12 protein-coding genes are annotated in these 20797 nt (G+C 59.3%); 7 read left to right on the top strand and 5 right to left on the bottom strand.

Going from position 1 to position 20797, the window contains the following annotated elements; translation table 11 throughout:
- Positions 1–227: 227 nt before the first annotated feature.
- Entirely contained in the window at positions 228–713 is a 486-nt protein-coding gene (locus EK23_RS04745; RefSeq protein ID WP_045224158.1) for a hypothetical protein, read from the top strand.
- Positions 714–2146: 1433 nt separating this feature from the next.
- Here EK23_RS04745 and ppc read toward each other — a convergent pair.
- Positions 2147–4942 (bottom strand): phosphoenolpyruvate carboxylase, encoded by a 2796-nt coding sequence (gene ppc, locus EK23_RS04735; RefSeq protein ID WP_235281910.1) that lies wholly within the window; start codon positions 4940–4942, stop codon positions 2147–2149.
- Between the two features lie 259 nt (positions 4943–5201).
- Between ppc and EK23_RS04730 the strand changes: the two genes are divergently transcribed.
- Positions 5202–6068 carry an isocitrate lyase/PEP mutase family protein gene (locus EK23_RS04730; protein ID WP_045224155.1) on the top strand — a complete coding sequence of 289 codons (867 nt, stop codon included), beginning with the start codon at positions 5202–5204 and terminating at the stop codon, positions 6066–6068.
- A gap of 43 nt (positions 6069–6111) precedes the next feature.
- On the opposite strand, the gene EK23_RS04725 is transcribed toward EK23_RS04730, so the two are convergent.
- A complete protein-coding gene (locus tag EK23_RS04725) occupies positions 6112–7023 on the bottom strand; it encodes a D-hexose-6-phosphate mutarotase (RefSeq protein WP_052807931.1) in 912 nt (303 codons plus the stop codon).
- A 137-nt stretch (positions 7024–7160) separates the two neighbouring features.
- Here EK23_RS04725 and ovoA point away from each other — a divergent pair, with 137 nt between their 5' ends.
- Positions 7161–9275 carry a 5-histidylcysteine sulfoxide synthase gene (gene ovoA, locus EK23_RS04720; RefSeq protein WP_045224154.1) on the top strand — a complete coding sequence of 705 codons (2115 nt, stop codon included), beginning with the start codon at positions 7161–7163 and terminating at the stop codon, positions 9273–9275.
- Positions 9272–10465 carry a MalY/PatB family protein gene (locus EK23_RS04715; RefSeq protein ID WP_045224153.1) on the top strand — a complete coding sequence of 398 codons (1194 nt, stop codon included), beginning with the start codon at positions 9272–9274 and terminating at the stop codon, positions 10463–10465. Before ovoA ends, EK23_RS04715 begins: the two co-directional genes overlap by 4 nt.
- Positions 10466–10474: 9 nt before the next feature.
- On the opposite strand, the gene EK23_RS04710 is transcribed toward EK23_RS04715, so the two are convergent.
- Together EK23_RS04710 and EK23_RS04705 are read right to left on the bottom strand one after the other, a co-directional pair.
- The gene (locus EK23_RS04710) at positions 10475–11890 is read right to left on the bottom strand and encodes an undecaprenyl-phosphate glucose phosphotransferase (protein ID WP_045224152.1); all 1416 of its coding nucleotides are present in this window, start codon (positions 11888–11890) and stop codon (positions 10475–10477) included.
- 144 nt (positions 11891–12034) lie between these two features.
- The gene (locus tag EK23_RS04705; protein ID WP_235281909.1) at positions 12035–12439 is read right to left on the bottom strand and encodes a VanZ family protein; all 405 of its coding nucleotides are present in this window, start codon (positions 12437–12439) and stop codon (positions 12035–12037) included.
- A 785-nt stretch (positions 12440–13224) separates the two neighbouring features.
- On the opposite strand from EK23_RS04705, the gene EK23_RS04700 reads away from it, so the two are divergent.
- Complete coding sequence (locus EK23_RS04700) at positions 13225–15531, top strand: Ig-like domain-containing protein (RefSeq protein WP_145998556.1); 2307 nt, start codon at positions 13225–13227, stop codon at positions 15529–15531.
- A gap of 540 nt (positions 15532–16071) precedes the next feature.
- Here the strand turns inward: EK23_RS04700 and EK23_RS23235 are convergent.
- Complete coding sequence (locus tag EK23_RS23235) at positions 16072–16254, bottom strand: hypothetical protein (protein ID WP_145998555.1); 183 nt, start codon at positions 16252–16254, stop codon at positions 16072–16074.
- Positions 16255–16870: 616 nt separating this feature from the next.
- Here EK23_RS23235 and EK23_RS04695 point away from each other — a divergent pair.
- Together EK23_RS04695 and EK23_RS04690 are read left to right on the top strand one after the other, a co-directional pair.
- Positions 16871–19756, top strand: coding sequence for a multicopper oxidase family protein (locus EK23_RS04695; RefSeq protein WP_082053939.1), 2886 nt, complete (start codon positions 16871–16873; stop codon positions 19754–19756).
- A gap of 26 nt (positions 19757–19782) precedes the next feature.
- Positions 19783–20784, top strand: coding sequence for an SCO family protein (locus EK23_RS04690; protein WP_045224150.1), 1002 nt, complete (start codon positions 19783–19785; stop codon positions 20782–20784).
- The last annotated feature ends 13 nt before the right edge of the window (positions 20785–20797 follow it).

The following is a 20797-nucleotide window of genomic DNA, read 5'->3' as shown; positions in this document are numbered from 1 at the left end:
TTTGCTTATTTTTGGGTCAATTCACAGTTTTTCGCGGCAATTCGATTAGTTTTGCAGGTGTCTGAATTTCCATGCGGAGACTCAGGCAATTGCGGTAAACATCTTCCACCAATGAGTCACAGACCGGTTCGTCCGCTGGGGCACAAAAGTCCAAGTCGGCAGGCCGGATGCGAACGTAAGGGGTGGTGGTTGTCCGGTTTCCTTGGCTCTATTTTTGGGAGACTTCCATGAACACTAATCGTATCAACGCGACCTTAGCTCAGGAGAATGTCGATGCCATATTGGCTGCCGTTGCCAAGATTCAGGAATTGTTGCCGTTCCTGATTGATTTAACCCCAGACGAACGCAGAACCATGGCAAAGTTCGGCGAGAAGAACCGTTCCTTCGTGGTCAAGGCCGAGGCGCTTGCCAGCCAGCACCCGGAAATTCTGCCTCGCGGGTTTAGCCTCGATGAGATGAAATCCGATGTGAGGCTCGTCGAGCAGCTTTATCCGGTCCAGATGGCCCTGAACGATCTTTTGGGCCGTGTCGAGGATTCGTACTACGCTGCAGGCAGCGAGGCGTACTGTGCCGCCCTGCAGGTCTACAACTACGCCAAGGCCGCGCATGTGGCCACGGGCGCGCTTGAAGGAGCCTTGGGTGACTTGGGCAGGCGTTTTGCCCGCCGCAGCCATGCCTCCGAAAAAGCCGATGCCGAGAATGTAGCGGCTTGATCCGTTGCCGCTTCTTTCTGGATCGGGATGATCCAGCCCACATCACGTCTTGCCAGCGAATCATGTCCGTCGCGTCGATGAATTTCTGCGCAAACGAGTCGTCTGATCGTTGGCTCCGGGGCGAAAGGATTCGCCCCCCAATCCACACCAAGTCACAGTGTTCCGATTCCAGCCGCTTGCATCGTCGCTGCATTAATTCTGTCCATGGGGCAGCCTCGGAAGGCAAGCGGTGTACCATTTCGATTGACGGGTCATATTTCGCTACGGCCGGATTCATCGCGGCGATGGACGGTTCCATCGCAATGATGAATCAATCCAACTTTGAGATGGATCGGTTCATCAAAATCATTGAGCGATCCATCAGATTTATTGGTCGACCTATCGCCGGGATAGAACGTTCTATCTCAATCATTGATCGATGTATCCGAATCATGGAAGCGCCATCAAATTTTATTGATCGATGCATGCCGATGATGGATCCGTCTATCTAAAACATGGACGAGTCTATGCGGGCGATGGATCCGTCTATTAATTTTATGGAACGCCGCATGATGGCCATTGATCCCTGGTACCTTTTGTTGTTGTAACGCACCCGTGTACCGCATGGGAACCAGTGAACGCGCGGAGGATTTGAAGCGCAGGGGCTCGATCAGACGCAGAGCGTCAGGCCATGGGTTCCAACGCAGAGCATTGGAACCAGAGAATGCGCTCGTTCCCATGCTCTGCGTGAGAGCGGCACACCCGGCGCTCCGCGCCAAGCAAAGAACGCTGAGCGCGGGAACCAGTGATTGCGCAGAGTATGTGAAACGCAGGGATTCGGTCAGACGCAGATCGTCAGGCCATGGGTTCCAACGCGGAGCATTGGAACCAGAGAATGCGCTCGTTCCCATGCTCTGCGTGGGAACAGCAGACCCGGCGCTCCGCACCATGCAAAGGACGCTGAGCGCGGGAACCAGAGAATGCGCTCGCTCCCATGCTCTGCGTGGGAGCGGCAGACCCGGCGCTCCGCGCCAAACAATGGACGCTGAGCGCGGGAACCAGTGATCGCGGAGGATTTGAACCGCAGGGATTCGGTCAGACGCAGCGCGTCAGGCCATGGGTTCCAACGAAGTGCATTGGAACCAGAGAATGCGCTCGCTCCCATGCTCTGCGTGGGAGCGGCAAACCCGGCGCTCCGCGCCAAGTAATGGACGCTGATCACGGGAACCAGTGAACGCGCGGAGTATGTGAACCGCAGGGGATCGGTCAGACGCAGAGCGTCAGAGCCAAGGGTTCCAACGCGGAGCATTGGAACCAGAGAAAAAGCGGGTTTTCACGCAGGGCATGGGAGCCAGAAGGGACGGAAAGAGGCGCAGAGCGCCAGACGATGGGTTCCAACGCAGAGCATTGGAACCAGAGGAAAATGCCGAACCCTCGGCGAGCCCCTTCCCTTTTTAGCCCGTATTGCGCATACCAGCAGCGATGGCATTGATAGTGCGCAACAGCGTCACCCGCCATTCGCTGTCACGCACCTGTTCTTCCGGCAGGGAACGGATGCGCCGCAGCAGGGCGATCTGGATGTAGTTGAGCGGGTCCATATAGGGGTTGCGGTGCCTCAGAGACATGGCCAGCGCGGGCGACTCACCGAGTAGCACCTTGGAGTCGGAGAGGTTCAATACGTGCTGCACGGTCCTTCGATATTCCCCTTCGATCAGGCCATAGATGCGCGTACCGGTTTCCCGATCCCGGCACAGGTCGGCGTAGCCGCGGGCAATGTTCATCTCGGATTTGGACAAGGCCATTTCGGTCTTGCTCAGCAAGGTACGGAAGAAGGGCCAGTCGTTGTACATGCTCTGCAGCTTGGCCAGGCGCGCCAGATCCTTGCCGCGCCAGGTCTCCAGTGCCGTGCCGATACCGAACCAGGCCGGCAGCGTCTGACGGGACTGGGCCCAGGCAAACACCCAGGCGATGGCCCGCACCGAGGCCTTGGAACGGTCTTGCTTCTTGCGGTGGGAGGGGCGCGAGCCGATATTGAGGGCGCCGATTTCGTCCAGGGGCGTGGCTTCGTAGAAGTAGTCCAGAAATCCCGCTTCCCGCTCGGTGAGGCGACGGAAAGCGTCCTCGCCGATCCGCGCCAGCTCATCCATGATGCCCAGGTAATCGCGGCGCTCATCGGGGTCGGGCCGCAAAAGGCTCAGGCTGGCCTTCATCAGGCCGGTAGTACCCATGGTCAGCTCATAGATCGCTGTTTCCATGTTGTTGTACTTATAGAAGATCGTCTCGCCCTGCTCGGTGAACTTGATCTGTCCGCGCACGGTGCCAGGCGGCTGGGCCAGGATAGCCTCGTGGGTGGGTCCGCCGCCACGACCAACAGTGCCGCCGCGGCCGTGGAAGATGCGGCACTCCAGGCCCCGCGCCTGGGTGATGGCGATAATCTTTTTCTGCGCCTCGTAAAGCTTCCAGGCGCTGGCGAGGATGCCGCCGTCCTTGCAGGAATCGGAATACCCGACCATCACTTCCTGGCAATCGGGCGAAACCGCCAGCAGTTCCCGGTAAATCGGCACGTCTAGCAACCGGGTCAGAACCTCTTCGATGTTTTCCAGATCGCGGATGGTCTCGAACAGCGGGCTGACGCCGATGTGGCAATAGCGCTTCCCCGCCAGACGCCCCACCAGGCCGCACTGGGCCGCCAGGAACAGCACCTCGAGGACGTTGCTGGCGGAATGGGTCATGGAGATGACATAGCTGCCGAAGCAGTCGGCGCCCAGTTCGCGCCGCATCTGCGCCATCACCTCGAACACACGGATGGTTTCCTCGGTCGTCTCGCTCAGGTGCTCGCGCTCATAATCCAGCGCCGTCGGATTCTCGATGGCATCGGCCAGTAGTGCCAGGCGACCGTCCTCATCCAGTTGCAGATAGTCCACCTGCAAGGCCGCCTGGAGAATTTCCGCCACCGCCTCGGCGTGGCGGGTGGATTCCTGCCGGATATCCAGCTTCATCAAGTGGAAGCCGAAGGTTTCCGTCAGCCGGATCAGGTCCTGCAAGCCCGCCGCGGCAATTTCCTCATCGCCGTGGCTGATCAGCGATTCGCGAATCAGCAGCAAGTCCTTGAGGAAGGCCTGGGCGCTGCCGTAGCTGTATTCCTCGTTGCTGGGTTGCGTGCCTTCGATACGGGCGTCGACCGCCTTCAGATTGCTCTGCATGCGGTAATGCATGATGGCCAACTTGCGCCGGTAGGGCTCACTGGCAAACTGCTCCACGCGCCCGCCGAAGCAGGCCTCAGCGTAACGCTCGTCGCGCTGCAACGATTCCAGGAGCGCATCGTTGGGCCGGCACAGGCGAAGAGAGTGAGTCAACTGGTCGCGCAGCGCTTCGAGCCGATGCGTGTACTCTTCAAAGATGGTGACGGCCTGCATGCGCAGTGCCAGCACCGTGGTTTCCGGTTTGACAAAGGGGTTGCCATCGCGGTCGCCGCCGATCCAGGAGCCGAAGGTGAGAAAGCTCGGAACACGAATCTCCTCGCCGCCCGGATCATCACCAAACACGTCCCGTACCGTGGCATCCAGGTTATGGTAGACTTGGGTCACCGCCTCAAACAGGGAAATGGGGAAGTAGAACAGGCCATTGGCGATCTCGTCGCGCACCTCCAGCTTGTGCGGGCGCACCTCATCGGTTTTCCATAGCAGTTGGATCTGGTTCTGCAGGCGGCGAATCTCTTCGTCGCGGTAAAACCCGGTCAGCCGCGGATCGTCCAGGTTCTCCAGGCTGATGAAGATCTTGCGGGCGGCCTCCTTGATACAGCGCCGCTTAGCCTCGGTGGGATGAGCGGTGAGCACCGGGAAGTAATTCAGGCGATCGAGCAGGGTCTGCAATTGCCCGGCAGTCATGCCTTCCTCGCGGAAACCGTTGAGGGTATCGTGGAAGGACCCCGGCCACAAATGCCCGTAGCGCTTGGCGCCCTTGCGCCGCCGCCGCAATTGGTATGCCTCCTCCGCGCAGTTGATGAGGGCGAAATACAGGTGCGAGGCACGCACCGCCTGGCCCAGGGTTTCCGCATCCAGGCTGTGGATGAGTTCGCTGAGCCGATGCCGCAGCTCCGCATCATCCTCTCGCCGCAGGCCGATGTAGCCGCGCCGCAGTTCATCGATCACCGCGAAGGTCTCGGCCCCAATCTGGTTCTTCAGCACCCGCCCCAGCAGCATGCCCAGCAGGCGGACGTTGTCGCGCAGCTCTTTGTCTTCTCCGTACATCGAAACCCTTGCCATGAAGTGATGAAGCCGTAAATTCTGGTCCAGCAGGAGCTATGCCAGACTCTCAAGATCCTGAATTGAAACGTCGGGCGCCACTTTCTCGCGCTGCCCTGCCCTGCCCTGGTGCGCCGCGCGCCGGTTGTGGGGCAAAGTCGCAGAATCCGCAGCAAGGCTCAGAGCTGCCGACGGCGATGCGGCTTGCCCAAGCCGTCCGGTCGGGGTATGGTCGCCAGTCCTCAACCGACACAAGGAAACGCACATGAGTTCACCCGCCGCACGCCTGCGCGCCATCCTGGAACGTCCCGGCATCCTTACCATGCCCGGCTGTCACGACGCCATGTCGGCGCGCCTGATCGAGGAAGCTGGTTTCGACATCGGCTTCATGAGCGGGTTCGCGGTGTCCGCCGATCGTCTCGGCTTGCCGGACACGGGACTCATCTCCTACGGCGAACTGGTGGAACAGGGCCGCAATATCTGCCGCGCGGTATCCATCCCTCTGTTCGGCGATGGCGATACCGGCTTCGGCAACGCCATGAACATCAAGCGCACCGTGCAGGGTTATGCCGACGCCGGTTTCGCCTGCATCATGCTGGAAGACCAGGTGGCGCCCAAACGCTGTGGCCATACCCAGGGCAAGGCCGTGGTCAGTCGGGACGAAGCCGCCCTGCGCATCCGCGCCGCGGTGGATGCCCGCGCCGAAGGCGCCGACATCCTGATCATGGCGCGCACCGATGCCCGCGCGACCGAAGGCCTCGAAGAGGCCATCGCGCGCTGCCGGATGTTCCGGGAACTGGGGGCGGACATCACCTTCCTGGAAGCGCCGACCAGCGAGGATGAAATGCGGAGCTACTGCTCGGCGGTCGAGGGGCCCAAGATGGCGAACATGATCGAGCACGGCAAGACGCCGATCTTGCCTGCGGCGCAGTTAGAGAACATCGGCTACAAGATCGCCGTCTATCCCCTGACCTTGCTGAACGTCTCCATTGCCGCCATGCGCGAAGCCCTGTCCGCCCTGCGCGAGGGGCGCCAACCGGATCAGGTGATGGACTTCGAGTCGCTCAAGAGCGCCGTCGGCTTCCCCGGATATTATGCCGAGGAAGCCCGTTACTCAGGGCCTTCCAAATAGCCCGGGCAATCGGCCAGGCCGCGCAGGCGCGGCCACCCCGGATTCAGGCGAACCGCTCGACGCTATAACGCACGCCCATGTCGTGCTCGCCGCCGGGACCGATAGTCACCCGGTCGTCGGCGGCGTTGGCCGCCTCCACGCAGACCATGCGCAGATAATCGCGGTCGCCGATGTCTTCCATGGCGCCGGACTTGTCCCAGGGATTCCATACCACGGTGGAGCGGCTGCCCCACTTGGAGATGCGCAGGCAACGCCCCAGACCCGGATCTTCGATCAGGCAGTCCGCCGTGGCATCGAGGTAGATACGGTCGGTCTCTTCGGCGATGGTCATTTTGCCCGACTGGCGCTTGACGCTACCGCCGTCCACCTTGTCCAGGTAATAACAGTTTTCCAGCCCATGGATGCTGACGCGCCGGATATCGCTCACCTCGAAATAGGTATGCAAGGCCTTGCCGATCACCACCGGGGCATCGCCCTGGTTTCGGGTCTTAAGGCACATTTCCAGATGCTCGCCCACCACCACGGACATTTCCAGAGACGTATCGTGCGGCCATTGTTCCTGCAGTTCCTCGGTCTCTGGCATGCGAAAGACCAGGCGCGTATCACCGTTGTCGGTGATGCCGGTTTCAATCAGTTCCCATGGCGCGGTGCGCGCGAACCCGTGATTGGGTAGGTGCTCGCAACCTTCCGGACAACCGAACCAGGGCCAGCAGATGGGCACGCCGCCACGGATGGTCTTGTTCGGCGCGAACTCGGCGCAGGGCGAAAGCCAGATCACCGGCTTTTCCTCATGGGGCGTCCATTGCAGCACCTGCGCGCCCTGAAGGCTGATGGTGGCCTTGGCGTGTTCGTTGCTGATGTCCGCCAGCGTGAGTCCGCCGCGTCCCCGGCGGAAGACCAGCTCGCCCTTGCAGCCGAAGCGGTCGTTCAAGCAGGATAGGTCGTACTTGCTCATGACAGTGTTTCGCACCCCCGTAGTAAACCTGTCGACAGGCTTTGTTATTATTGGCCGTCGCCGCGCAGGACCGGAACGTTTGCGCCCGGCCCGGGTCTTCCTACCACAGAGATGGTTATCCTTTCCGCAGACTGCCCATGCACCGACTTCCCTTCCCGCGCACGCCACGGCTCGACTTTAATTCCCCCGCATCGGCCCGCGAAACCATCGGCGACTACTTCAAAGCCACCTTTGACCGTTACGAACGGCTGTTTCAGGTATTGCAGGGGAACGAGTCATTTTATCGAAAGCCAATAGCCTTGCGCCACCCTCTGATTTTTTATTTTGGCCACACGGCGACCTTTTTCATCAACAAGTTGCTATTGGCGGGCTTGATCGGCCAGCGCATCAACCCGCGATTCGAGTCGATGTTCGCCGTGGGCGTGGACGAAATGAGTTGGGACGACCTGAACGACGCCCACTACGACTGGCCGGCGGTCGCGGAGGTCGCCGCCTACCGACAAGCCGTGCGGGAAACAGTATCCTCCGTCATCCGCGACGCGCCGCTCGTCCTGCCCATTGACTGGAACCACCCCTGGTGGGCCATTCTCATGGGCATCGAGCATGAGCGCATCCACCTGGAAACTTCCTCGGTGCTCATCCGCCAGCAGCAGTTGGATCTGGTGCGGCCTCACACGGACTGGGAACCCTGCCGCGAAACCGGCGCTGCGCCCGATAACGAACTGATCGATATCCCCGAAGGTCCGGTCACGCTGGGCTTAAGGCGCGAAGTCCCATGGTATGGCTGGGACAACGAATATGGCCGGCATGAAGCCCAGGTTCCTGCCTTCGCCGCTGCCCGCAGCCTGGTCAGCAACCTGGAGTTCCTGGCCTTCGTCGAGGCCGGCGGATATGAAACCGACGCGTTTTGGGAAGAGGAAGGCGCAGCCTGGAAGCGCTTCGCCGATGCGCATCATCCCGGCTTCTGGCTCAGGAGTGACGGCGGATGGCGGCTGCGCCTGATGCTGGAGGAAGTGCCCATGCCTTGGGACTGGCCGGTGGAAGTGAACTATCACGAAGCCAAAGCCTTCTGCCATTGGAAAACGGCCAGCACCGGACAGCCTTACCGGCTTCCCACCGAAGATGAATGGTACCGGCTCTGCGCGGCCGCCGGCCTGAACGATGAAGCCGTGGCCGAAGCGGAGTCAGCCAATCTGCACCTGGATCACCGGGCCTCTGCGTGCCCGGTCAATCGCTTCCCTCAGGGCGATTTCTTCGACGTGGTCGGCAATGCCTGGCAATGGACGGAAACCTCAATCTATCCGTTCGATGGCTTCGAGGTCCACCCGCTGTATGACGACTTCACCACGCCTACCTTCGACGGACGCCACAACCTGATCAAGGGCGGGTCCTGGATTTCCTGCGGCAACGAGAGCCGCCTCAGCGCGCGCTATGCCTTCCGCCGCCACTTCTTCCAGCACGCAGGCTTCCGTTATGTCGTGGCCGAGTCCACGCCGGCGGTGCTGCCTGCCTCCCACTACGAAACTGACAAACTGCTCTCCGAGTACGCGGAGTTCCACTACGGCGAGGAGTACTTCGGCGTGCCCAACTTCAGCAAGGCCCTGGCTGATCTGGCTATTGCCGCCATGGGCAGCAGGCCCGCGCGCAAGGCCCTGGACCTCGGCTGCGCGACTGGACGCGCCAGCTTCGAGTTGGCGCGGCATTTCGAGCACGTCACCGGCATCGACTTTTCCGCTCGCTTCATCGGACTGGGGACAACCCTGGCGCGGGATGGCGTGTTGCGTTACACCCTGACCGACGAAGGGGAACTGGTGCTCTACCGCGAACGGCGGCTGAGCGATCTGGGCTTGGATGGACTGAGCGACAAACTGGAATTCCTGCAAGGCGATGCCTGCAACCTCAAGCCCATCCACGCCGGCTTCGACCTTATCCTGGCCGCCAACCTCATCGACCGCCTCTACAACCCGCGCAAGTTCCTGGAGAGCGTGCACGAGCGGCTCAATCCAGGGGGCCTGCTGCTCATCGCCTCGCCTTATACCTGGCTGGAGGAACACACGCCGCGCGAGGAATGGCTCGGCGGTTTCAAGCGTGACGGCGAGAGCCACACCACCTTCGATGGCCTCAAGGAATGCCTGGCCCCGCATTTCCGGCTGCTGCAAGGGCCGGTGCAGGTGCCCTTCGTGATCCGCGAAACCCGCCGAAAGTTCCAGCACACCCTGTCGGAAACCACTCTCTGGGAGCGAATCGCATGACCGAGTTCGACCGCATCATCCCGCGCGAGGAAACGGCCTCGGTAAAATACGACGGGCGTACGGGTTATTTCGGCAAGGCGGATGTCATTCCCCTTTGGGTGGCCGACATGGATTTCGCCGTGCCCGAAGCGGTCAGCACCGCTCTGGCGCGCCGGGCCGCACATCCGGTCTTTGGCTACACCTTGGCAACCGATGGCGTTTTGCAGTCCCTCATCGACTGGCAGGAACACCGCCACGGCTGGCGCATCGAGCGCGAGTGGATAATTCTCTGCCCCGGCGTGGTGCCGGCCCTGCACGCAGCGGTGCTGGCCCTTTCCGAGCCCGGCGCGGGCGTGTTGGTGCAGCCTCCGGTGTACTTCCCCTTCTTCTCCGCCGTGACCACTTGCGGCAGGCGTCTGCTGGAAAACCAACTGCTCCTGGATGATGGACGCTATGCCATGGACTACGCCGATCTGGAGCAGCATGCACAGGCCGGCGCTAGCCTGCTGATCCTGTGTTCGCCGCACAACCCGGTGGGCCGGGTGTGGGACGCCGACGAACTGGCGCGGGTACTGGAGATTGCCGATCGATACGGCATGACCGTGCTGTCCGACGAAATCCATGCCGACCTGGTTTACCCCGGGTATCGCAATCGATCCCTGGGGCATCTGGCAGGCAATGCGGACAATATCGTTACGGCCGTTGCCCCGAGCAAGACCTTCAACATACCGGGACTCGGTCTTTCCGCCCTGGTGGTGCCCTGCCCGCAGCGCCGCCAAAAGCTGCGCGAGGCTTTCGGCCAATTGCACATGACCGCAAGCAACCCCTTCAGTCTGGTAGCCTTCGAGGCCGCCTACCGGGAAGGCGGCCCCTGGTTGGACCGGCTCCTGGCCTACCTGGCGCAGACCCGGGACTTCGTTCGGGATTTTCTCCGGACACGCCTGCCCGCCATCCACCTGATCGAGCCGGAAGGCACTTACCTTTTGTGGATGGATTGCCGCAAGCTTGGATTAACGGATGCTGAACTGCAGCACTTTTTCGTGCACGAAGCCGGGGTGGGCATGAATCCCGGCACGGTGTTCGGCCGGGGCGGCAGTGGTTTCATGCGGATGAACATTGGCGCACCGAGATCCCTGATCGCCAAGGCCCTGGAACAGATTGACAGCGCGGCGAGGCGCCGGGGACTAAGCACTCAGGAAGGCGCCTACTGAGGCAGAGCCTCAATAGGCGTTCTTCCCCTTGATCACCAGCCAGATGGTTTTCGCGATGATCTTGAGGTCCAGCATCGGCGACCAGTGGCGTATGTATTCCAGGTCGTAGCGCACGCGCTGTTCCATCTTGTCCAGGGTGTCGGTCTCGCCCCGGTGTCCGTGCACCTGGGCCCAGCCGGTGATGCCGGGCAGCACCTTGTGCCTTAGCATGTAGCCATAGATGCGGCTGCGGTAGTACTCGTTGTGGCTCACCGCATGAGGCCTGGGACCCACGATGGACATGGTCCCCTGCAACACATTGATGAACTGCGGCAACTCGTCCAGGGAGGTCCGCCGCAGAAAGGCACCGAGCTTGGTGACGCGCTGGTCATCCCGCTGGGCCTGCTTCACCTCGGCCCCGTCCTCGCAAACCGTCATGGTACGGAACTTCCAGACCTGTATCTCGTCGCCCTTCACGCCATAGCGCCGCTGCTTGAAGATGATGGGGCCGGGCGAGGACATCTTCACCCCAACGGCGATCGCTGCCATGGGCAGGGCGATGAGAGCCAGGATGATGCTCGCCAGGACGATGTCCTCGGCGCGCTTCAGCAAGGAATCGAAGGAGCGGAACGGCGAGTCGTACACGCTGACGACGGGAATACCCTGGATCACGCTCCAGCGCGCGTGCAACAGATCGAAGACAAAGAAATCGGGCACCACGTAGACCGACACGGTGGTGTCGGCAAACTTGCGCAGCAGGTCCTTGATGCGGTCCTCCGCCTTCATCGGCAAGGTGATGTAGACGATGTCGATCTCGCCCTTGCGGGTCTGCTCGAACAGTCCCGCCAGGTTGTTCACCACCGACAGCTCGCTCTTGATGCGCCCGAACTGCTTGGTGCGGTCATCGTAGAAGCCCTTCACTTCATAGCCCAGCCAGGGCATTTCGACGAAGGCCTTGTGGATGCGCGCCCCGAGTTCGTTGGCCCCGACAATGGCGACGGCGCGGGTGTTGTGGCCCAGATGGCGGGCCGCTTTCAGCGCCTCCCGCCGCGCGCCGTGCAAGGTGATGATCACGGTCGGAGCCAGAAACATCCAGATGCCCAACTGCAGTCGCGAATACTGGTCTGCGACGTGCAGGAAGAACAGGGTAACGAACAGGCTGGCGGCCCCCATCACCCAGGAGGAGAAAATGCGTAGGGCCTCCCGCGCAAAGGGAGAGCCGCGCCAGGAATAATAGACTTCGTTGTATTCCGCGTAGAACTGGTAGAACAGGACGCCGCCGATGGCGACCCAGGAGTAGCGCTGATCCCAGTCATGGCCGAAGTACTCCGCAACCAGCCAAAGACTCAGGTAGATGATCACGCCGTCGATCACTCGATACAGGGCGTTGATCTTTGCATGATAAGGCCGTACCAAGCCTCTGGTACGCTTTTCAACGGTCGCCATAGACGTGGATGGATCCTTTAAGGAAATTCAGTACAGAAGGTGCTGGATATGGCGCCTATCGTAGCACACAAGGTTTCGACCCGGCTCCTGTCGCCGATTGCCGACAGCGGCAGCCCGGCTCGAAGCCGTAAGCAAAATACATCTTCAGGCATTTAGACCCCATCGCGGGATGACCCGGCTTTCCAGCCAGCCCAGAAGCAGTCGGCAACGCGTCCACAGCAGTGAGAGCCCCCCAGCCACGCCGATGCTGTTCGCCACCATGTCGAAGGGATCCATGGTACGCAGTCCCCCAACACCTTGAATCACCTCCATGAGCAAGCCCCAACCTAAAAGAAAGAGCGCCGCAGACCAAACCCTCTGATAGGTCATGCCGAACCAGTAGGTAAGCACCGCATAGGCCGCAAAGTGCTGGCCCTTGTCCCAGCCAATGTAGGTGGGCACCGAAGGTGGTTCCGGCGTCAACGAGAGCCACGTAACTATGGCCAGGGCAAACCACGCGAAAAAGCGCCATAAAGGCGCATGCCGAAGAAGGATTGGATCTGTTCTCATAAAACGTCAGGCAGGTAATTTGGATGGATAGGGTGGAAAGGACATTCGGCGCGCTTACGAACGCCCCCCAAGGGACAGCTCGACACGCACTCTCAATACGGAGTATCGGCGCGTGCGCAGAGATTTACACCCACACGTAGCAGCGCATTCGCAGAAAACGCATAGCCAATGCGCCACGGCCCAATTTCATATAAGAATCGTCCTTCAATTGTTAAGCCTGCTTTACAGCACTCGCGAACAGCGTATGGCCGGGCTTTAGAACCAGCGCATGCGGCACTTGTTGAATGAGTATGTGACGTTCGTGGTCGATTCCCAAATGCACGGTTTGTCTGGCAAGCGCCGCGACTCAAGGGCTAGACATCTCATGCAGGACATGATCGTAACAATTACGTGACAAACACTTTCTTAAATAATGTCAGTGGTTTAGGGCTTTCATAAGGACATTTACCCATATTTTGAAGTAAGCATTCTTTACACTTTGTCCAGTCACAGAAAAACACCACACCAACTTATTGAAATTATTCTGATTTAATTCTGGCACGGCGACTGCTTTGCGCAATGTACGTGAGCGCTTTCCCGAGCGGCTGGACATGCCAGTTCGAACGAGATCAGGAAAGCGCCAATGACAGCCAAGAGTAAGCAAAGTCGCTCTGTGCGTCGGCGCAATACTCGCTCGATCAATGAACGGACTTACGAGGCCAACGCCGATGAATAACCACCGCAGACGCAGAGAAATCGCCCGATCAGTTCAACTGATACTCACCGGATCAATCCTTGCGAGCAGCATGGCACATGCCGTCCTGAGAGACCACGGGCCCAATGATGCCACTGTGATATTTCCGCAATGGTATCGGGACTTCAATGATAACGTGCTGGGAATATGCAAATACGCAGACTCCAGCGCAAACGGGCCATTGTGCCTGACCACGCCGGCGGACACCGACCCGGCTGGCTTCGCAGGAAACCTGGGTGGAGAAGCGTTTTACAGCGCTTTCAATTTCAATGATATAGGCAACAACATCAACTTCAATTATGTCGCTGCCCTGGAAATGGCGTATCTGAGTGCGACCGGCGCGCCTCCGGCAATACGCGACCCTGCGAATCCGACAGAAGTGGTCTTCTCCCGGATTCGAATGCGTATGGATGTGCCAGACGGGTGCGGTGGGCATTACATCATCCGTCATCCGTTTGGGACCAATGAATTCGACCTGGAACCGGGAACCCGATCGCTGAACTACACCGACGATGTCACGCCAATCAATGGCGACTTCAGCGCGGCGCACAAAGGTCATCACGGGCCATTCCTGAGTTGGGATACCGATTTACCTATCATCGTGCCGCAACCCGTCGGTCCCGCCCACGAGTACATCGGCGATCCGAACGTCCTACACACCTACACCGGCAGCGCCGTGCCCAACACCGGCGCGGCTAAGACTCGCCACCCTGAACACGACTTCCAGAATTTCATCGAAATAGAGGGCCCCACTGGATGCGATCTCGGGCAAGGATCGAATGTATTCTTCAGTCCTCTGGGTTCACTTTCCGGCATCAAGTGGACTCAGCCTATTCCAACGGCCACACGAATTGAGAAGGCCACCTATGCGGCGAAAACCGGATCGACAAACGCCATGGACATCTGGGCAACTTCGTCACCCGGACAAAACCTGGTTGTCACCGCCGCTAATGACCAGTCACCCTCCGTCCCGGGAGTCAGGCTTAAAGAAAACGACACGCCGTCGGGCACCTACTTCGCACACCTGGAATTTGCCGGCGATCCCCCCCCGCTGGTGAAGGTGACGAACCTGTCCAGTACGCCCGCATCACAGGATACCGCCTCCGTGGTGGATGCCATCGACATCACCAAGGCGATTTATGATCCCAACTCCCATGTCCTTTGCGTGACGGCCCATTCGGAAAGCACCCTGGCGTCCACTCCGGCGAGCCTGGAGGCACCGCCGTATGGTGTATTCGGTGCGCCAAACTCCAACTGCCCGGCGGTCGATCCCAAGGACGTCGCGCTGGTCAAGGACCTCGACGACTTCCTGGAACGCGTGTCACCCCCGCAGAGCGTCAACGTAAGATCCAGCCTCGGCGGAAGCGATTCCAAGACCGTCATTTCCCTGACCGGCGTGTCCGACGCCACCATTACCACCATCGCACAGGATGATCTGTTTAGCGTAACCGGTACCGGACAATCGCCCCTCAACGTCGGACAAAACGACTCCGGCGCCCCGACGAACTACCGCGTTGTCGTGGTCAGTCAGCCCGAGACCGAAAAGAATGGCGAGGTCGTGCCTTCAGGCACAGTATCAGCGCCCGCCTCGGGTGGTACCGTGACCTATACGGCAGCGGAGGGCCTGCCGACCCACGACACGTCATTCTTCTATGCGATTCAGGATGTGGTTACCAACAAGATATCCAATGTGGCCAAGGTAAGCCTGCACGTCGATGCACAAGCCGCCCCTCCGGTCGGCGTCGCGGACAATTTTGGCATCCTGAATTCGACCGTGGCATCGTTTACCGCGAACGTGCTTACCAATGACAGCACCGGCGCTGGAAGCGTCGCTATCAATCCAGCCACTATAAAGGTTGAGTCCCAGGGAACCCGAGGCGTGGCTACGGTAAACACCGCAACCGGCGCGATCACCTACCGGCCTTGCAAGACTTCTGCGCCTGGAGTCTGCACCACGACCTTGAGCGCCCCGGGTGCCGGCACCGACACCTTTACCTACTCGGTGGCCAATATCGCCGGAGCACGGTCAACGCCGGTCACTGTAACCGTTGTGGTTGAGCCTTTGGCCGAAGCACTGACCGTCACCCGGGCGCGCTTCAACTCACCGAAGTGGGACATCCGGCTGACCGACACCTGGTTCGGCGCACCACTGACGCCGTCGGTGAGTTGTTACTTGATCAAAAACAACAACACTTCGCTGCCTACAGCCCAACTGATCGGCACTGGGCCTGTGGACCCCTTAGGCGCCGTGCAGATTCAAGCCAGCGCCGGCGGAAGCATTCCGTCAGCGTCTGGTACGTGGCAGATACGCTGCACCTCCAGCAACAACGGAACGGTCGTATCCGGTCCAGTCAAGTGACCTGATCCGGCACCTCTGACCGCAAGCCACCAAAGCCCGGCGCCCGCGCGCCGGGCTTTTTTGTTTGTCCGCTTTTCGCGTTGAAAATGTCTTGGCTCCTTCCCACTTGCAGGGGGATGAATGGAATGAGGGCAGAACGCTGCCGCGAAGAAGCAACGTCGCAGTTCGCGCAACCTGTAAGCACCCGCGCCCTACCCACAATCGGCGTTTGGGAGAGAAGCCGACACAGTTCTTCGCTTACCAAGACATAACCTTTTCCCTTCCCCGCCACACAGGCGCGCTTAGCGAACTGTACGCTGGGCGAGACGAACCGCCGATCGCTCCGCAGGCATCCCGTGACACTCTCTGATCGTCCATCAGGCTGGTCAGAAGGCATCCTGTCGCCTATTTGCCTCCTGCGATCCCTCTTCGGCCGCGTGTCAGTGGGGAATGGCATTGCACGGACGTTCCCAAATAAACCTTGCTGAATCGCCGTGATGGGACGTACACGGCTTCACTGACATAAAACCACCCGAACCATCAAGAAATCCCGCATAGGCCTCACTGAGCCAAGCACTTCGACAGCAGCGTGCCTTCGTCAACTTTCATCCCGCCAACAAAGACCAGATCATTCCGTCGTGAAATATCAAGATTAAATGAACCTTTTTGAGTCACACGGGAAACAATTAGCACCAGTCGCTCACTGACTATTTTCTGAGCTTTATATTGGGTTTTATAATTCACATAGAAAATTCAGTGTCGCAACGATAGTACTTGGCGCATGAAGTATATTCTCGCATTTTTATAAACCTAAGTACGCATCTTCCAGATGCGTATCAATTCTGCGACAAAAAATCCCTATTCCGCCAAAAAATAATCCTAAGTCATTGATCTTTAAATTTTCACCGCGTCAATCGGTCTTTCAAATGTCCAATTTTTGATACATGACGCCCAAATTAGAGCAAATGAAATTAACTATTGAGAGCAACTAAAAGATTTTCTGATATTTTTTTAAAGGCATGTGAACCTTTTTTAATACTTCCAGAATTAATGGATGACCAGGAAGTGTATGTGAGTGGTTTTGGATGAACCTGAAAGTCCGCATTGAGAATTGAGTGGCACTCCGATCCCGCGTACGTCAGCCTGGGATCCGAACGCCAAACGTATTTTTAGGGCATCAGAACTGTCTCTAAATTGTTACAACCTAGTAATTAGCGCAGACCATTAAAGCTTAAAACCAATAACAGGAAAGAGTATCTAGTCATTCATAAAGCAGAATTCGAAGGACGGCCAGTTATTTACTGACCGTTTTAGGGATGGTTTGCGCCAAAAATTTACAACTTCAGTCGGAGAGATCGTAATGCAAACAGATAATTCAGCGATGCACCGCGATAGAGGGTCGATCCTCATCGCAAAAGAATCACGCCTGGCGGCGGCTGTTGCAGCAGCCCTGTCCCTAGCGTGCACCGCCGCGCAGGCCGGGACCGTGCCCATTCCCACGGGCGCCGCACAGACCAGCATGACCGCCACAGAGTTCAAGGAGCGTGCCTTCAACCAGCGCGTCATCCTGTTCGAGGAGTTCGGCACGCAACCCTACAACGATCTCGACGACAGCAAGAAACTGCTGGCTCCGCCGGTCAGCAAGACGGGTGTTCTCGACTGCCAAGGCAATCCCGCCGATGTCGAATCGGAACTGGACAAGGTGATCAAGGCAGATCATTTGGGCCCGCTTCCGAAAGCGAACTCCGAAGAGGACGTCGATAGCAACGGTATACGCAATCAAAACCCCTGGAAAGAGCAGATCAAACAATGCAATCCGTATACTGCGGGGATGGATTCGATGCCTGCCTCTGGCCGGCCTGACGGTGATGATTTCGGCCATCAGCGCTGGGACGAACCGAATCAGCTCACAAAGGAAATGGAATTCCAGCCGAAGATCTTCTTCCAGACCATCATGGCCGGCGCCCGCACCGGCGGCGGTGCCCGTGACGAACTGCAGTCCCATGGCTACGGCACGAAGACCAACGGCAAGTTCAGCGAGTTTGCGCCGGGCGGGCTTTACCACAACACCTTGACCTCCCCCTACGCTCCCGGCGGACCGGCAACCCCCAATGATCCCGCTGCTTCCGTGGATGGAGGCTACCTGTCACAATTCGAAGGCACCACCAAAGGCATGCCAGTTCTGCCGCACCCCAAAATGCAGGTTCAGGATCGCAACGCGGTATGGACCTTCGACGGCACACTGCCGCCCAAGTTGCTGATGGCACGTTACGCGGACACCATCCTTTTCCGTCACCACAACGGCTTGCCTATCGACATTTCGGCCAATCGTGGTTTCGGCACCCACACCATCACCACCCACGAGCACAACGGCCATAACCCGGCCGAGAGCGACGGCTTCGCCGGCGCATTCTTCTATCCGGGCCAGTATTACGATTACCGGTGGCCCATGGTCCTGGCGGGTCACGACACCATCAACACGAAGGCATCCGACAAGCGCGCCGCCACACCTTGCTTCGATGGCGAAGACAATGTAAACGGCTGGAAATGCGTGCAGGATCCGAACAGTAAGGCTTGGTCCGCCAATATTCCCGGCGACTACCGCGAGATGATGAGCACCCACTGGTTCCACGACCACATGCTCGACTTCACCGCCCAGAACGTCTACAAGGGCAACGCGGCGATGATGAACTACTACAGCGCCATCGACCGGGGCAACGAGGCCGTTAACGATGGCGTCAATTTGCGACTCCCCAGCGGATCCGCGAAGGAGTGGGGCAACCGCGACTACGACGTCAACCTGGTGGTGGCGGACAAGGCTTTCGACGCCCAGGGCCAACTCTGGTTCAACCCTCTGCAATCCGATGGGTTCCTCGGTGACGCGGTGCTGGTCAACTGGATGTACAAGCCGTATCTGGACGTTCGCGCCCGCAAGTATCGCTTCCGTATCCTCAATGGCTCGGTCTCCCGCTACTTCAAGATCGCGGTGGTGGACGAAACCGGCGCACAGGTGCCTTTCTACCAGATCGGCAACGACGGCAACCTGCTCCAGCACGCCGTGGAATTCGGTACCGGTAATGCGCCGAAAGTCGCAGGCAAAACCATGGAAGGCATGGGCATTCAGTCCATCGCCGAGCGCTATGACATCATCATCGACTTCAATAACAGCCAGCTTTGCAAAACCAAGGTGCAGAACGTCTGCACGGCGTGGAAGAAGGTGTACTTCGTCAACCTGGCGGAATTCACCACCGGTACCGGGCCTTTGGTCACTCCCCAGACCCTGGCCAATGTGTTCAATCCGGCTGATCCGCGGGTGGTCAAGTCCACCTACAAAGGTGGCGATCCGGCCATCGGCACCTTCATGGAGTTCCGCATCCGGCCCATGGCGGCGAACCAGCTCGACCAGAGCATGAACCCTGCCGACTACACGGCGGCGGGCAACGGCGGTACCGGCAAGAACTGGGTCATGCAGGCTCTGCCCACTTACACCGCAGACGAGTTGAACAAGGCTCGCCACCGCAGCTTCGTATTCGGGCGCAAGGCGGCCGTTCCGGGCGTAGTGGACAACAACCCCTGGTCCATCGCCACCGACGGCGGCCCGGACAAGAACGCGGAGATCAATATGATCTCGGCGGCTCCGACCCTCAACTCCCTGGAAATCTGGCACCTGAAGAACCCGTCGGGCGGTTGGTCGCATCCGGCTCATATCCACTTCGAGGAAGGCCAGATCATCTGGCGCGACAAACTGGCTCCGCCGCCTTGGGAAGCCTTCGGCCGCAAGGACATGTACCGCGTAGGACCGGAGCAGAACTCCTCCGGCCAGGTGGACATCGCCATCAAGGTGCGTGACTTCACCGGTACCTTCGTGGAGCACTGCCACAACACCCAGCATGAAGACCACGCCATGCTGCTGCGTTGGGACAGCCAGGGCGATCACAACAAATGGGTACGCACACCCTATCCGGATTGGGATGGCTCTTACTACGCCGAAGCGGGCGAGAGCAGCGACGGCGCGAAAGAACGCCTGGGTCCAACCCAGACCGTGCCCACCTACGTCACCGGCAGCACCAAGACCGACGCCAAGACCGGCTTTACCTCCAGCACCGTTTTGGGCTTCACGCCGCCGGCCAAGTGGGGCACGGATCCGGGCACGTGGGGTGCGCAGGCCACTGACGTAGTCGCCAACAAGGTGGACACATCCAACGCCGCGTTGACCCGCGACGTCAAGACGCTGCCTCCTCAATAAGCCATGAACCAAGCGAGGTAATACACATGAAACCGCAGATCTCAGCCAGCACCCGGACCCTGATTCTGGCACTGCTGGCGGGTCTCGCGGCGATCCTGGAGGGCGGCCCGGCCTGGGCCGCCGACTCCGGCTCGTCATGGGGCGCCAATTTCTTTCCCAATGTGGAACTGATCGATCAGGACGGGCGCAAGCTCCGTTTCTATGATGACCTGTTAAAAGGCAAGGTGTTTGCCCTCAACTTCATCTTTACCCGCTGCAAGGATAGTTGCCCCGCGGAAACCGCGGCCTTGCGCAAGGTGCAGAAGGCCCTGGGGGACCGGGTCGGGCGTGAAGTCTTTTTCTACACCATCAGCATTGACGGCGAACGGGACAAACCCGAGGAGCTCAAAGCCTACGCTGACAAATTCCATGTGGGTCCGGGCTGGCTCTTCCTCAGCGGAGGCAAGGCCGACGTAGACCTGATACGCAAAAAACTGGGCATGTACCGCAACGACGGCAAGCAAGAGACTGCCCTCAACCAGCACAGCATCAATATCCTTTTGGGCAATGAGGCGGCCAGCCAATGGATCAAGCGTTCCCCCTTCGAGGATACTGCGGCGCTGGTTCGTGTGATAGGCCAGCGACTGGGATCGCCCGGCAGCGCATCGGGGATCGCCAATGCCCACATCAACGCGCCAATTCTGGACCCCACCAAGGAACTGCCGGGGGAAAAGCTGTTCTATCCTCGCTGCTCCAACTGCCACAGCGTCAGTACGGCGGAAGCGGACGATATCGGCCCGGGCCTGGCAGGAATCACCAAAAAGCGCGACCGCAACTGGCTTAAGCGCTGGCTCAAGGAACCGGACAAGCTGATCGCCAAAAAGGACAAGACCGCCCTGGCGATCTACAAGGCGTACAAGCAAATCCCCATGCCGAACTTCCGTCTCACGGATCAACAGGCCGAGGATCTGGTGCAATACCTCGAAGCCAACGATCGCCAAACCAAGCCACTTGCCGCGAACGACGCAAAAGCCCTGTCCATGCAATAGAAGACATCACATT

The sequence above is a fragment of the Methyloterricola oryzae genome (assembly GCF_000934725.1).
GTDB lineage: Bacteria > Pseudomonadota > Gammaproteobacteria > Methylococcales > Methylococcaceae > Methyloterricola > Methyloterricola oryzae.
This window is presented reverse-complemented; position numbering and strand designations above follow the sequence as displayed.